9 protein-coding genes are annotated in these 14,332 nt (G+C 34.5%); 5 read left to right on the forward strand and 4 right to left on the reverse strand.

Features of this window, described 5'->3' with window-relative positions:
• Positions 1 to 7 precede the first annotated feature (7 nt).
• A complete protein-coding gene (locus FD33_RS00880) occupies positions 8 to 946 on the reverse strand; it encodes an AEC family transporter (protein WP_056955673.1) in 939 nt (312 codons plus the stop codon).
• A 72-nt stretch (positions 947 to 1,018) separates the two neighbouring features.
• Complete coding sequence (locus tag FD33_RS00885) at positions 1,019 to 1,612, reverse strand: TetR/AcrR family transcriptional regulator (protein ID WP_025084828.1); 594 nt, start codon at positions 1,610 to 1,612, stop codon at positions 1,019 to 1,021.
• Positions 1,613 to 1,779: 167 nt separating this feature from the next.
• Between FD33_RS00885 and FD33_RS00890 the strand changes: the two genes are divergently transcribed.
• Together FD33_RS00890 and FD33_RS00900 are read left to right on the forward strand one after the other, a co-directional pair.
• Complete coding sequence (locus FD33_RS00890; protein ID WP_025084829.1) at positions 1,780 to 5,034, forward strand: MMPL family transporter; 3,255 nt, start codon at positions 1,780 to 1,782, stop codon at positions 5,032 to 5,034.
• 242 nt (positions 5,035 to 5,276) lie between these two features.
• A complete protein-coding gene (locus tag FD33_RS00900) occupies positions 5,277 to 5,924 on the forward strand; it encodes a nitroreductase family protein (protein WP_025084830.1) in 648 nt (215 codons plus the stop codon).
• A 57-nt stretch (positions 5,925 to 5,981) separates the two neighbouring features.
• On the opposite strand, the gene FD33_RS00905 is transcribed toward FD33_RS00900, so the two are convergent.
• Entirely contained in the window at positions 5,982 to 7,403 is a 1,422-nt protein-coding gene (locus FD33_RS00905; RefSeq protein WP_025084831.1) for an amino acid permease, read from the reverse strand.
• A gap of 366 nt (positions 7,404 to 7,769) precedes the next feature.
• On the opposite strand from FD33_RS00905, the gene FD33_RS00910 reads away from it, so the two are divergent.
• The gene (locus tag FD33_RS00910; protein ID WP_025084832.1) at positions 7,770 to 8,663 is read left to right on the forward strand and encodes a helix-turn-helix domain-containing protein; all 894 of its coding nucleotides are present in this window, start codon (positions 7,770 to 7,772) and stop codon (positions 8,661 to 8,663) included.
• Positions 8,664 to 8,733: 70 nt separating this feature from the next.
• On the opposite strand, the gene FD33_RS00915 is transcribed toward FD33_RS00910, so the two are convergent.
• The gene (locus FD33_RS00915; protein WP_235806947.1) at positions 8,734 to 12,315 is read right to left on the reverse strand and encodes a Cna B-type domain-containing protein; all 3,582 of its coding nucleotides are present in this window, start codon (positions 12,313 to 12,315) and stop codon (positions 8,734 to 8,736) included.
• A 465-nt stretch (positions 12,316 to 12,780) separates the two neighbouring features.
• On the opposite strand from FD33_RS00915, the gene ulaG reads away from it, so the two are divergent.
• Both ulaG and FD33_RS00925 read left to right on the forward strand, forming a co-directional pair.
• The gene (gene ulaG / locus FD33_RS00920; protein WP_025084835.1) at positions 12,781 to 13,854 is read left to right on the forward strand and encodes an L-ascorbate 6-phosphate lactonase; all 1,074 of its coding nucleotides are present in this window, start codon (positions 12,781 to 12,783) and stop codon (positions 13,852 to 13,854) included.
• 25 nt (positions 13,855 to 13,879) lie between these two features.
• A complete protein-coding gene (locus FD33_RS00925) occupies positions 13,880 to 14,329 on the forward strand; it encodes a PTS sugar transporter subunit IIA (protein ID WP_025084836.1) in 450 nt (149 codons plus the stop codon).
• Positions 14,330 to 14,332: the final 3 nt, after the last annotated feature.

Raw genomic sequence — 14,332 nt, forward strand, 5'->3', positions numbered from 1 at the left:
CTGAAAGTTATTTAATTAGAACCATAATGATAGGAACAACAATCAAACTTAGTAAAGTTGTTTCGGTAACCATGATAGCTGCGTAATCTGAATCGGCATGGTAAAGCTTTGCTACAACAGGGGCGTTAGTCATAACTGGCATAGCTGCTTGGACGATGAAAACTTGTCTCATCAAAGGTGTGGCAGGAATGAATAGGAAGAGAGCAGCCATTAATAATGGGGCACATAAAAATCTTCCGAAGAGAATTGCCAAATTGTCTTTGTGAAATGAGATATTCTTTAAACCAGCGTTGTAGATAGAAATACCAATGAAGATCATGGATAAAGGAATAGTCAGATTACCTAGATATTCAAAGTCTGACATTAAGAACTTAGGCAATTGAATATGGAGCATGACTAAGATCAATCCGATAATGAATCCCATTAATGGTGGTGAAAAAATTTTTTTGAGAGTCGTCTTTAGTTTGAATTTACCTTTAATTTCTCCATCCATTTGAATTAAATAAGTTCCAAGTGTCCAAAAGAAAGTTGTGTTAGCCATGTAATAGACCAAGACGTAAGGTAAACTTTTTTCACCAAATAGTGCCATATTAACAGGTAAACCGACAAAAACAGTATTGGAATTGAAAAACATTGATGAAAATAAGCCTTTATGTTTAGGATCAATTTTCAAAACTTTAATTAAAATTATAGAAACAAAGATCAAAATAGTCATCGACAAAACGGGAATAACTAAGTCAGGTAAGAGTTTGATCAATTTTTCAGCCGTAAAGTCTTTAGTGATAGTTGAAATCATATAGGTAGGTAAAGCAACTTGTGTAACTAATTTCGCAATCAATTGTGTTGAGTTTTCTGAAAACCAGCCTAAATGAGTTAAACCATAACCAACAGCGATTAGGCCAATGATTATTAGAATTCCTTGAATACTTGAGAAGAAAACACCCATAAAAAACACCCTTCAATAATAAATATAACTTCTATGGTACTCTTTTTTGCAAAAAGTGGTGAAATTGGTAAATTATTGTTTATCTTTTTGTAAACGAATTGGTCCAGAGAGTAATTCAGTCAAGTAAGTTTCGGCCTCTTCGAGGGTTACTTTATGTTGACCTAAGTAGATCCATCTCAAAATTTCGATAATTGTTGTACTACAATGTTGAGCTACTAACTCTGAAGGAGTATTGATGTCCTTAATTTCAAAATTGTTCTTGATAGATGTATAAATGACATCTGTAAAATGACGGACAAAATGATTTACTAAGGGACTGTCGATTGGATTATTTTCGATAATACTTAATAGTAGAGACTGATAATCTTCAAATAATTTATAGATCTGCGCAAAGGTCTCCTTAATGGTTAATTTGTTTTCTTGGGTATTGTTGACGTCCAGGTGAGTATCTTGTCCTAATTTGAACCAACAGAAATTCAAAAGATCAAATTTATCATCAAAGTAATTATAAAAAGTGGCACGTGGGTAATCGGCTTTTTCACAGAGAGCATTTACTGTAATTTTGTCAAAAGGTTTCTGAGCTAAGGAATCAAACATAGCGGTTGCAAATGCCCGTTGGGTACGTTCAATACCACGTGATTGTTTAACGTTTGGATTATATTTCAAAATGTAAGCGCCTCAATTCTGGACAATTTTCATAAATTGTCAAAGTTTAGACAAAATGACAAGACTTGTCTCTTGCCCAAATTCGTAATTAACCTTATCATTACATTTGTATTTTTACAACTGTCCAAGTATGGATAACTGAATTTGATTAAGGGAATGTGATTTTTATGAAAGATTTTCGTCGTAAACAGTGGCCAGCACTGATCGTATGGCTGGTTGTAATCTTGATTGCAATCGTCGCTATGCCAAACGTTTCAGAGTTAGTCAGAGAAAATGGTGGGATAAAGCTACCCAACACAGTGGAGAGTGAAGTAGCTAATAAGATTCAGAAAAAAGCGAATAATAATAAATCAGTCCGTACATATACGGCTGTTTTTAGTAATGGAAATCAAAAGCTTTCTTCCAATCAAACCGAAAAGATTAAGGATACTTTGTCTGGTTTAGAGAATGAATCAGGTCTAAGTATTACTAATGTCATGGGACCAACAGATAATGCTGAAACAAAGAAGCAGTTGGTTTCTAAAGACAAAACAACTCAGTTAGCCCAAATTACGGTTAAGGCTAATGGAACTGTTAAGCACCAAGTAAAAGAACTTAACAGTCAGTTAAAGACTTCTGGTATTAATACTTACGTCACAGGTAGTGATGCCTTAAATGATGATTTCTCAACCGTAACTGAAAAAGGTATTCAAAAGACTGAAGTTATTGCGGTTATCTTTATCTTTATCGTATTGATTTTAGTTTTCCGTTCACCAATCGTGCCAATTATTTCCTTATTAAACGTTGGTGTAGCTTTTGTTACCAGTTTGAGTGTTGTCATGAATCTAGCTCAACATGCTGGATTCCCAATCTCTAACTTTACCCAAGTCTTCTTAGTCGTTGTCTTGTTTGGTATTGGTACTGATTATAATATTTTACTTTACGATTACTTTAAGGGAGCGTTGGCAGATGGACTAGATCCGGTCGATGCAATGAGGTCAACTCGTAAACATGGTGGTCGAACAGTTCTCTATTCAGGAATTTCAGTTCTAATCGGATTTTCAGTTTTGTGGCTAGCTAAGTTCTCGTTCTATCAAAGTGCTTCAGCCGTCGCAATTGGTGTTCTTGTTCTATTGCCAGTTCTATTGACATTGAACATGTTCTTCATGGCCGTACTTGGTCCAAAATTATTCTGGCCAAGTAAAATTTCTAATGGTAGTAGTTCAAGTCATTTATGGCATGGATTATCTAAGACAGCTTTGGCACAACCAGCTATTGTCTTGGGTGTAATTGTTATTTTAGCTATTCCATTCGTTATGACTATGAACGCTGATTTGAACTTTAATAATGCTGATGAATTACCAAGTAGCTATAAGTCAAAAGCTGGGTACGAGATAATTCAAAAGCACTTCTCTAAAGGTATGACAGCTCCTATCACAATTTATATTCAGAGTGATAAGAAATTAAATACTCAATCTAAATTAGCTGCTGTCGATCAATTAACACAGTATCTTCAAAAAGAAGATGGTGTTAAGACAGTTGCTTCTGTAACTGAACCTGGTGGTAGTAAGATTGGTTCAATGTATTTGAAAGATCAATTGAAGACTATTACTAAAGGTTTGGATTCATCTAAAAAAGGTTTAAATACTATTAAATCAGGCTTAGATAGTGCAAATACACAATTAAGTAACGCAAATATCAGTGGTAGCATGAGCCAAGTTCAACAATTGGCCGATGGTACTCAAGAGTTACAAGCTGGTACCCAACAATTACAATCTGGTATCAGTAATTACACGGCTGGGGTTTCAAGTGCTAATTCAGGAGCTCAACAATTAGCTTCTGGTAGTAGCCAAGCAGCTAGTGGTGCAAATACTTTAGCTTCAAGTACACAAACTTTGGCTAGTGGTGCTAACCAAGTTGCTAGTGGTTCTAATCAATTAGCATCTAGTGTCGGTAGTACAGCAGCTAGTCTGCCTACATTGACTGGTCAAGTTCAACAATTGAGTCAAGGTAGTAATACTTTAGCTACTGAAATGAATCAACTAACTGCAACAGTTAACCAACTAAAACCATTACTTGCTCAATTACAAGGTAGTGGTGCACTTAGCCAAGCAACTGGCGGTCAATTAAGTGCTAACCAAATTTCTACATTAGTAAGTAGTATTAATCAATTAAATAGTGGTGCTGGTACTTTGAATAGCGGTATCAATCAATTTACAAGTTCACTTCCTGGCTTAACAAGTCAAGTTAGTCAATTAACTAGTGGTACACAAACCCTAGCTAGTGGTGCTAACCAAGTTGCCAGTGGTGCTGGTCAATTGTCATCAGGTGCTAATAGTCTTGCTAGCGCTAACTCACAAATTGCTAGTGGAGCAAGTACTTTAGCTAGTGGTACTAATACATTAGATGCATCGAGTTCTACTTTGAATAGTGGTGCCGGTACTGTTGCTTCTGCTAGTCAACAAGTTAATACAGGTGTTCAAACCTTGAATACTAAGTTGCAATCAATGTCTTCACAAGTTGATCAATTGCAACAAGGACTTGGTAGTGCCTCTGATGGATTGACAACTTTGGCAAGTGGTAGTGATACCATGAATCAATATTTGACTGAATTACGTAAGTCATATATCGGTGATGATTTCTATCTACCTAAAGCTACGATTAAGTCAAATGCCTTCAAGCCAGCTCTAGATACATACATGGCAGATCATCATAAGATCACAACTCTAACAGTTGTATTAAAGGGTGATCCAAATTCAACTAAAGCAAATACACAATTCAAACGTATGCAAAAAGATTTGAAGTCTCAAGTTAAACATGGCGCATTAGCTGGAACTAAGGTTGCTATCGGTGGTCAAACATCACAAGATAACGATTTGAGAACTCTTGCTAATGGTGACTTCGAGCGTACAGCTATTATCATGTTGATTGGCATCGGAATTGCTTTGATCGTTGTTATTAAATCAATTTTGCAACCAATGATGATTATCGGTACATTGTTAACTGCTTATGCTGTTTCAATGAGCTTAACAAGAATGATTTCTGCAACCTTCTTGGGAAGACCATTATTGAGTTGGAACACACCATTCTTTACTTTCATTATGTTGATGGCCTTAGGTGTTGATTACAGTATCTTCCTAATGATTCGTTATAGGGATGATCACGATGATGCTAACTTGAAGAGTCAAATGTTGAGAGCTGCTACAGCAATTGGTGCGGTTGTTATCAGTGCCGCTATTATCTTGAGTGGTACCTTTGCCGCTTTGATTCCTAGTGGTGTTACAACTTTGATTCAAGTTGCTCTAGGTGTAATTATCGGATTAGTTGTCTTAGTCTTCATCTTACCAATGACTATGTCCAGTTTGATCAGTTTAGCCGAATGGCATGAAATGAGTGAACATGGCGATCTTAAGAAAAAGAAAACTTCAAAAGAAACTAAATAATTAAAATAAAAGATCCAGTGACTCAGTATAGAGTTGCTGGATCTTTTTAAGTGCCGCTAACTTGATGGTGAAAGTCAATCATGATTTACTCATGAAATTCATCAAACAGTACATTAACGATGAGTGGTTAGTGAGAATGATTCGTAAATTTCTTACTTCATCTACCCAGTTTGTGAAAGTGTTTACAAGATTTAATCAAGGCGGTAGAATTAAGTATGATAAATATTTGGAGATGAAGATTAATGGATGAAACAAAGAATTTAGTTAATAATGATTTTAAAGATATTATGTTCAATCGTCATTCATATAGAAAGTTCCAAAGTGATGTAAAAATTTCTCGTGAAGAAATTTCAGAAATGCTTGAAGAAACAATTACTGCTCCTTCAGCTTGTAACTTACAATCATGGCACTTTGTTGTTTGTGATGATGAAGAAGGTAAGAAGAAAGCCCATTCTGTTATGATGCCTTTCAACTATCCACAGACTGACAGTTGTTCAGCAATTATCTTCGTTTTAGGTGATACACAATCACATTACAAGTATCGTGATGTTTGGAATAAGGCTTGTGAGAATGGTCAAATTAGCCCTGAGGAACGTGATAAGGTTTTTAAGACATTCTTACCTTTGTATGAACATGCTGACAGAAGTTTTCTTGAAAAGGATGCTACAATCGATGGCAGTATGGCTGCTATGCAATTGTTACTAGTTGCACGTGCTCATGGTTACGAAGCCAACCCAATGTCAGGTTATGATTTTGGTAAAATTGCTTCAACCTTTGGTTTGGACAGTGAAAGATATATTCCAGTTACAGCTGTTGCTATTGGTAAACCGGAAGGCGACTATACTAAGTCAGTTCGTTATGATGTTAAAGATGTTACTGATTTTATGTAAAAACAAAGAAAGCTCAATGTACTACTAGTTGCTAGTAGATACATTGAGCTTTTTTGTTTAGTCTTTATTTTCTTCAAAGTTTGAAAATGCTTCAGGCTTAGTATCTTCAACAGGTACTTTGCCGCGTTCTTTTAGGAAGTAGATGATTGACATGACAATCAAGAAAACAACTCCTACAAGTAGTGAGACTGTGGTCTCAGGATTTAAGAACATGAATACCAAAATAATTATTAAGGAAATAATTGCCAAATAGTTACTGATAGGGAAAAATGGCATTTTGAAAGGATGATCTTTCATCTTATCTTGATTGATCTTACGGAATCTTAATTCACTAAAGAGAATGACGAACCAAGGGACCATACCTGGAAGAACACTTGAACTATAAACGATAACAAAGACATCACCAGAAGTATGTAGTAGAACAGGCAATGAGTAGTTCAAAATTAATCCAATCAAGATACCGATAGAAATGGCTAGTACGGGAATGTATGGAACGTTATGACGAGATAATTTTACGAATGATTTAGGTAAATGTTTCTCTAGACCTAGTGTATAAAGCATTCTACTAGAACTGAAAATACCAGAATTACACCCAGACATAGCGGCTGTTAACATAACGAAGTTGATAATTTCGGCCGCAAAGGTAATACCAACTTTGGAGAATGTTTCAACGAAAGGTGATCCGATTGTACCCAATTTATCCCAAGGATAAATAGCCACGATAACAAAAATAGCACCGATATAGAAAATTAAAATACGTCCAACGATAGAACGAATAGCTTTGATGATATTCTCTTGAGGATTTTCGGCTTCACCAGCTGTGATACCGATAACCTCGATTCCCTGATAGGAAGCAACAACAATAGATAAAGCAAAGATGAATCCTTTTAATCCACCAGTGAAGAAACCACCATGAGTCCAGAGATTGCTGATACCAACTGGATGACCATGATTACCTACTCCAAAGACGATAACAAAAAATCCTAAAATAATCATCATAATAATTGTTAAAACTTTGATTAAGGCAAACCAGAATTCCAGTTCACCATATGCTTTGACAGATGTAAGGTTAGCTAGGCATAATGTAACAACAACCACCACACCTGCTATCCATTTGGGCATGGTTGGGAACCAAAATTCTAGATAAGTTCCGACAGCAATAACTTCACTGATACCGACTACCAAGTATTGAAAAACATTACTCCAGGCAGTTAAATACCCAACTACAGGGTGTAAATACTCTGTTGCATATTTGGCAAAAGAACCAGTTGAAGGATCGACATATAGCATTTCCCCTAATGCACGCATAACCATATAAAGAATCACGCCAGCTAATCCATAGGCAAGTAAAACTGAAGGACCAGTCCATTTGATGGTTGAAGCAGACCCCATGAACAGACCGACTCCAATTGTTCCACCTAAGGCGATCATTTGCATTTGTCTAGATGATAGACTACGACTTAAATTTTTCTTAGCCATATTAACCCCTCACTTCTAATTTGTTCACTATTAGTGAACAGTTGTTTTTGTAACATGGATTCTATGATACCGCAGTCTGATGAAATTGTCATTTATTTTTTCATTAGGTATGTTACTCATCACATGTGAATGGTATGGGTAAAATATGAATAGCATTGTTCATATTTTGAAATAAAAATTAATTAAATATGATTCAATATAAATATAATGATATGTGTTTACAATTTAAGGTATAAATTAGATAATGAACAGTGTTTATAAGTAAAGGAAATTTTTAAATCTGATATTGTGCGGAATATGGGTGATCAAAAACCTTGATATCCCGCACAAAATATTTCCAGGATTTAAAAACAATAGGATGAGATTATGGATATTAATATATTTATTGAGCGGAGAAAATCGCTGAAAATATCCCAAGTAAAACTGTGTAAGGACATTTGCACACAATCAACTCTTAGTAAATTTGAAAATAATGGTCGAATACCTTCGTTGACCATTTTAAGTAAATTATGTGAGAGGTTGGGACTTTCTGTTGATGATCTATATAGAAATTCAATAGCAACGACGACACATATGAAGTCACTTCTAAATAAAACTGAAAGTGAATTAATGATGGAAAATTATTCGAACACTTTCAAGGGATTGTCTGAAATTAATGCGGATGAAATTCATAATAACGCATTAAAGATGCAATACTATTATCAACGGGGACTTTATGAAGCTTTGACAAATGGTAAACTTGAAAATGCTTTTTATTGTTTTGCACGCATATTAAATGATTTGGATGAGAAGCATCAAACAATTTATACTCATCTATCATACGTTGGCTTGGGTGTATTTTATTTTAGGTTAGGTATGATCGATGAGGCTAGTTTCTTCTTTGAGAAGGTCTGGAACTATATTGATTTGCATAAAGATGAAACATATCAAAAGAATGGAATTAATGTTTATTTACGAATATTAACAATTATTTTTTATACAGCGGAGTTTTATATAAAAAATAAGAAATATGATAAAAGTAATGAATTAGTTTCACGGGGAATAAAACTTTGTTCGGAGCAACATATTACTTATTATTTACCTAGATTGAAACTTCTTTCCGCGGAAATAGCTATCAATGAAAAGAGACCACATAAAGAAATTGAAGAATTATTAAATGAATCTTTAGCTTTTGCTAAAATCAATCACAGCGCAACAGTTGAAGATAGAATTAATTCCTTGTTTGAAAAATATAAAAAAGAGTCTGGCTTCAAAAAATAGTATTTCTTATACTAAAAACACTCAAATACAAAAAAAGCTGAAACTTTGATAAAGTTTCAGCTTTTTTTGTTTAGATTAATCTCTTAACTAAACTATATAGTCCTAAGGCTATTAAAACAATTATACCGAGTAAACTAAGTACCCAAGTCGTTTGATTGCCAGTTTGTGGTAATAAACCTTTAGTTGCATCATTATTTGGAGTATTAGGATCACTAGCTTTAGCCGGTGTGAGCGGATTATCTGGAAGTAATGGTGTTGAATCCTTTGAAGAAGATTCGTTATTATCAGACTCTGAAGGAATCAAATTAGTATCAGTAGAAGTATTAGGGTTGCTTGGTTGACTAGGAATAGTTGGTTCTACAGGTTGTTCAGGTTCTATAGGTGTAGTTGGAGTTGTAGGCTTTGTCGGTGTCGTTGGTTTGTCAGGATTATCTGGTTTACTAGGATTTACCGGCGTATTAGTCGAATGCGTGTTGGTAATGGAAATATTGTTAGTATCGACCCGTTTAACCTCGGTAGTATAACCTGTAACTGGAGTTTCCTTAACAGAATATTTGACGTTCTTATCAAGGTTATTCCAAGTATATGACCAGTCATTATCCGCATTCAAGACAACAGGATCACCGAGTTCCTTACCGTCAGCTAGCAATTGGATTTTAACTTGATTAGGACGAATCTTATCTTGATTATTTTCATCGTTCCAAGTCTTTGTAACGGTCAACTTAGTCTTATTATCAATTGGTGGCGTTACATGATTCAAAGTATTAGTAATTGTAGCAAAACTATCTTTTGTAACAGTCTTTGTTGTGTAACCAGGTGCTTTGATTTCTTTGACTGAATATACAATATCTTTGCCGTTTTCTTGTTTATCAAGATTTGACCAAGTATTAGTCCAACCGCCTTTGGCATTTAAAGTGACAGGATCACCAACATTTTTACCATTAGCAGTTAATTGAACTTTGATTTCACTTGGACGAGTACTATCGGCATTGTTGTTGTCAGCCCATTTTTTAATAACGGTGAAAGTACGCCTGTTATCAGAAGGAGTTACTGACTTAGGTGTGTGCTTGTTAATAATTGTTACATGTGTTGAGTCGGTGGAGTTGTATGATGCTGTATAATCCAAAACATCATTTTCTTTAACACTATAAGTTACATCTTTATCGTTAACTTTCTTGTCTAGATTTTTAAATGTATCAGTCCAATTATTATCCTTATTTAAGGTAATAGTTTTACCAGTATTTTTGCCATCAGCTAGAAGTTTAACGGTGACACTAGAAGGTTGAATTCCATCTTTATTGTTATCATCGTTCCAAGATTTTGTAACAGTTAAACTAGTTTTTTCATCAGTAGTTGGGGTAGGTGTGTTGGTGATCGTGAAATCATTTGTACCATCTGGATTAGTAACTTTTGAAGTATATCCGGTCGGTGTATCTTCTGAAACAGTATAAGTAATATCTTTGCCATTAGCTTGTTTGTCTAAATTAGTGAAACTGCCACTCCATGTATTGCTATCACTCAATTTAACGGTCTTACCAGTATCTTTATTGTCTGCTAGTAAATGAACGGTAATAGGATCATGAGTTGACTTAGTATCTTTCCATACCTTATTAACCTTTACTTGAGTTGTTTCTGGTGTGGTTGATTTGTAAGTATTGGTGATAGTCTCTTCTGTATCATTGGTATTAGTGGAAGATTCTTGTGAATAGTTGTCAGGAACTTTTACTTCTTCAGCGGAATAAGTGATTTCTTTATTATTTTTATCATATTTAGGCAGTTTAGTTTTCCCATTCCCAAAGGTATATGACCAAGAATTAGCTTCACTTAATTCAACTGGGTCACCAACAGCTGTTTTATTTTTATCATCGCTTGATGAATAAAGTTGAATATTTATTTTGTCAGGGTGTTGATGATTGTCACCATCTACCCATTTTTTAGTAACTTTAAAAGTAGTGGCCAATGTATTAGTAACTACTTTGTCATTTTTTACGTCAGTTGGATAGCTATCTTCAGAAATGTATCCTGCAGGGATATCATATTCAGAAACGAACCAAGTAATATTTGGGTCTAAGTCAGTAAAAGTATGCGTCCATTGATTCTTGGATGATAACTCAACAGAACTATCATGTTTATAATTTTTTGGAGCAGAACCATTCCCATCGTAGACTCTTACTGTAATAGGATCATGATCATCTTGAGACTTGCCGTCGTTCCATTTTTTAGTAACAGTAAATTTAGTTTTTGAAGAAGTTAAAACATTAATTAAGTCATTACCACTAGTAGAACTAGTAAATCCGTTTACTGGATCTTCTGTGACAGTGTATTTGTATAAATTACCATTGTCATCATATTTAGGAAGATTATTGAAAACGTATGACCAGTCGGAGTCAGCAGTAACTTTTTGACTTGCATATGTTGTATTGTCATTTTGAATCAGATTAACAGTAATACTTTTTGGTATTTGATCAGCTGGAACATTTTTCCAGATTTTGTGTCCCATAAAGGATGTTATTTGATCACCAGAACTGGCATCACTGCCTAGAGTTGTTGATGAAATATTAACGGGCAAGTTTTGTACTTCATTCTTGTTAGAAAGAAGATCACCAGTGTTACCGTATGAACTGGAAATATTCTTGTAATTAGTAATACGAGTGTAGTAAGTAATAATAACGGGTTTATTAATGGTACCTAAGTCTACTGTAAATCCAGTATTTGTTATATCAGAAGGTTGGGTTTCAGCAAACAAATTGTCAGTATCATTAGTGATTTTTCCAGTTGCATGATCCGCTGTGGCTGAATTAACAGTGAACGGATTACTAGAGTCGATTAATAGCTCTTGATTTTTACCTAAAGTATCTTTATAAACGGCATCACTTATTTCTTGACTGGCGTAATTTAAACGTACAGTCCATTGAATCGTATCATCTATATAGCTACCATATTTGAATAGCTTTTCATCAGGATCTGTTACACTTGGTTTAGAAACAGTAGCAGAAGGTGTGTAGTCTGTGTCATTTGTTGCTGAACCTTGTAGGTTCCAGTTTAATGGAACTTTTTGATTTACTGAAACTTGACCTAAATCCCAGTGAGTTATGGCATTGAAAGATCCAACTACAGTAGAAGTTTTAGATTTATTAGCTGCATATTGATTAAAAGTTACTGTAATAGTTCTGGTACTTTTTATTAGTGTGGCAGTTCCAATTTCTTTACCACCAGGGATTTCAGTAACTGGTTGTGGAGTTAGGATATCATTGGCAATTGTTAGTTCTTTAGGAACAGTTACATGCATAGTATCGCCATCATGAACAACATGATTATTAGTTGAAAATTCCCAATAAGCTTTAATTGTGTCATATTGACCAAATGAATCTTGTGGAGTTCCATTTTCATCTTGTAATTGAGCTTTTGTAATCAGTTGATTGCCCCAATCAGTTGTGCTGGACTGATTGGATAAAGAAGTACTTGAATCCGTGCTTGTAGTATTTTTAGTACTTGTAGATGCAGTATTTGTAATATTCTCAGCATCTGCAGTGCCTTTAGTATCTTCAGTATCTGTAGTACCTAAATCTTTACTTGTAGTAGCAGTAGTCTGTGGAGTTGAAGCCCCGAGAGACGTACTGTCGGCGTTAACAACATTAGATGTACTAGTCATAAAAATAGATAAGATTATGACTAATAGACTAAATATGTTATTTCCCTTTTTAAACATATTTAATTCACCCTCAAAAATAAATTTATTAATATATAGCCATAATGCTACTTTTAAAGGCGATTATTCGAACATAGGATAATTTTTTAGTTAAAATTCATATATGAATATAATCTTTTTTGACATTTGATATGCATTAAAGAGTTAAAAGTGATAGTCAAAAGAAGTACTTGATTGAAGAATCAATCAAGTACTTCTTTTTTTGAATCACGATAATTGAAATGAATCATAAAAATAAGATGAAAATTGATGTTTATGAACCGAATAATGAGCATAGTTCATATAACAAACATAAAAATCATAAAAATATACAAAATGAACATAAAGCGTCGTTGAAAGCGTATACATATGAACTTATCATAAAAAGTGTAAAGAAACACAATTAAATTTATCGGAGGCAATAATAAAATGTCAAAAGCCACAAATATTAATGAAGTAACAAAAGAAAGCTGGATTTTAAATACATTCCCAGAATGGGGAACATGGTTGAATGAAGAGATTGAAAATAAGAAGGTTAAACCTAATACATTTTCAATGTGGTGGTTAGGTTGTACAGGAATTTGGTTGAAGACGGCTGAAGATACCAACATCTTAGTAGATATGTGGTGTGGAACTGGTAAGAGAACTCATGGTAATGGCATGATGCGTAAGGGACACCAAATGCAAAGAATGAGTGGTGTTCAAAAGATGCAACCTAATTTGAGAAATCAGCCATTTGTTATTGATCCATTCGAGATTAAAAATGTTGACGCGTTGTTTGTAAGTCACATTCATTCAGATCATTTGGATATCAACACAGCCGCAGCAGTTAATAAGAACTGTCCAGATGCTAAATTCTATGGTCCAGAACAAGTGGTTAAAATTTGGCAAGGTTGGGGCGTTCCCGCAGAGAAGACAGTTATTGTAAAACCAGGAGACACTGTGAAGATTGGTAAAACGACTGTTAAAGTTCTTGAAGGTTTTGATAGAACAGCTTTAGTAACGGAAGACAATCCTGATGTAACTCTTAAAGGTAAAATGCCTCAAGATATGAATAAGATTGCTGTAAATTATCTATTCGAAACAACAGGTGGAAATCTCTATCATGCAGCCGATTCACACTATTCAAATATGTTTGCTAAACATGGTAATGAAAATAAGGTTGATGTTGCCTTGGGTGCATATGGTGAAAATCCAAGAGGTATCACAGATAAATTGACATCTTCAGATATTTTGAGAATGGCTGAATCATTGAAAACCAAGGTTATTATTCCTGTTCATTATGATATTTGGACAAACTTTATGACGGACCCTAAGGAAATTGAAAACTTATGGAAGTTTAGAAAAGATCGTTTGCAGTATAACTTCAAACCATTTATCTGGCAAGTAGGTGGAGAATTCACATATCCAGATGACAAAGACAGAATGGAATATAACTATGATCGTGGTTTCTCGGATGCATTTTCAATTGATAATGACACACCATTCCCTTCATTCCTATAAAACAAAGAAACGCGGTGCAGATAATATGATGTTAAATGAAATGCTAGATAAAGATTTGGTTGAGATTACCGATAAAACTCCCAAAGATTGGAAAGAAGCATTAAAGATTGCTGCTGGGAAATTAGTTGAACATGATTACATTAAAGAGGCTTACATCGATGAAATAATAAAGAATGTTGAAGATAATGGCCCATACATCGTAATCGTACCTGGAGTTGCTATGCCTCATGCAAATGCCAAAAGTGACAATGTTTTAGGTACAGCGATTGGATTTACAAAATTTAATGAATCAGTAAGCTTTGGTCCGAATTCCAATGCTAAATTATTCTTTACTCTGGCTGCGCGAGATCCAAATGAACACTTAAAAAATATCGGAGAATTATCTGACATGCTAATGACAGATGGTCTTATAGATAAATTGATGAATGTTGAAAATATTGATGATTTGAAAGAATTAATTGGATCTGACAAATAAAGG

It is taken from the genome of Companilactobacillus paralimentarius DSM 13238 = JCM 10415 (assembly GCF_001434985.1).
In the GTDB taxonomy this organism is placed as follows: domain Bacteria; phylum Bacillota; class Bacilli; order Lactobacillales; family Lactobacillaceae; genus Companilactobacillus; species Companilactobacillus paralimentarius.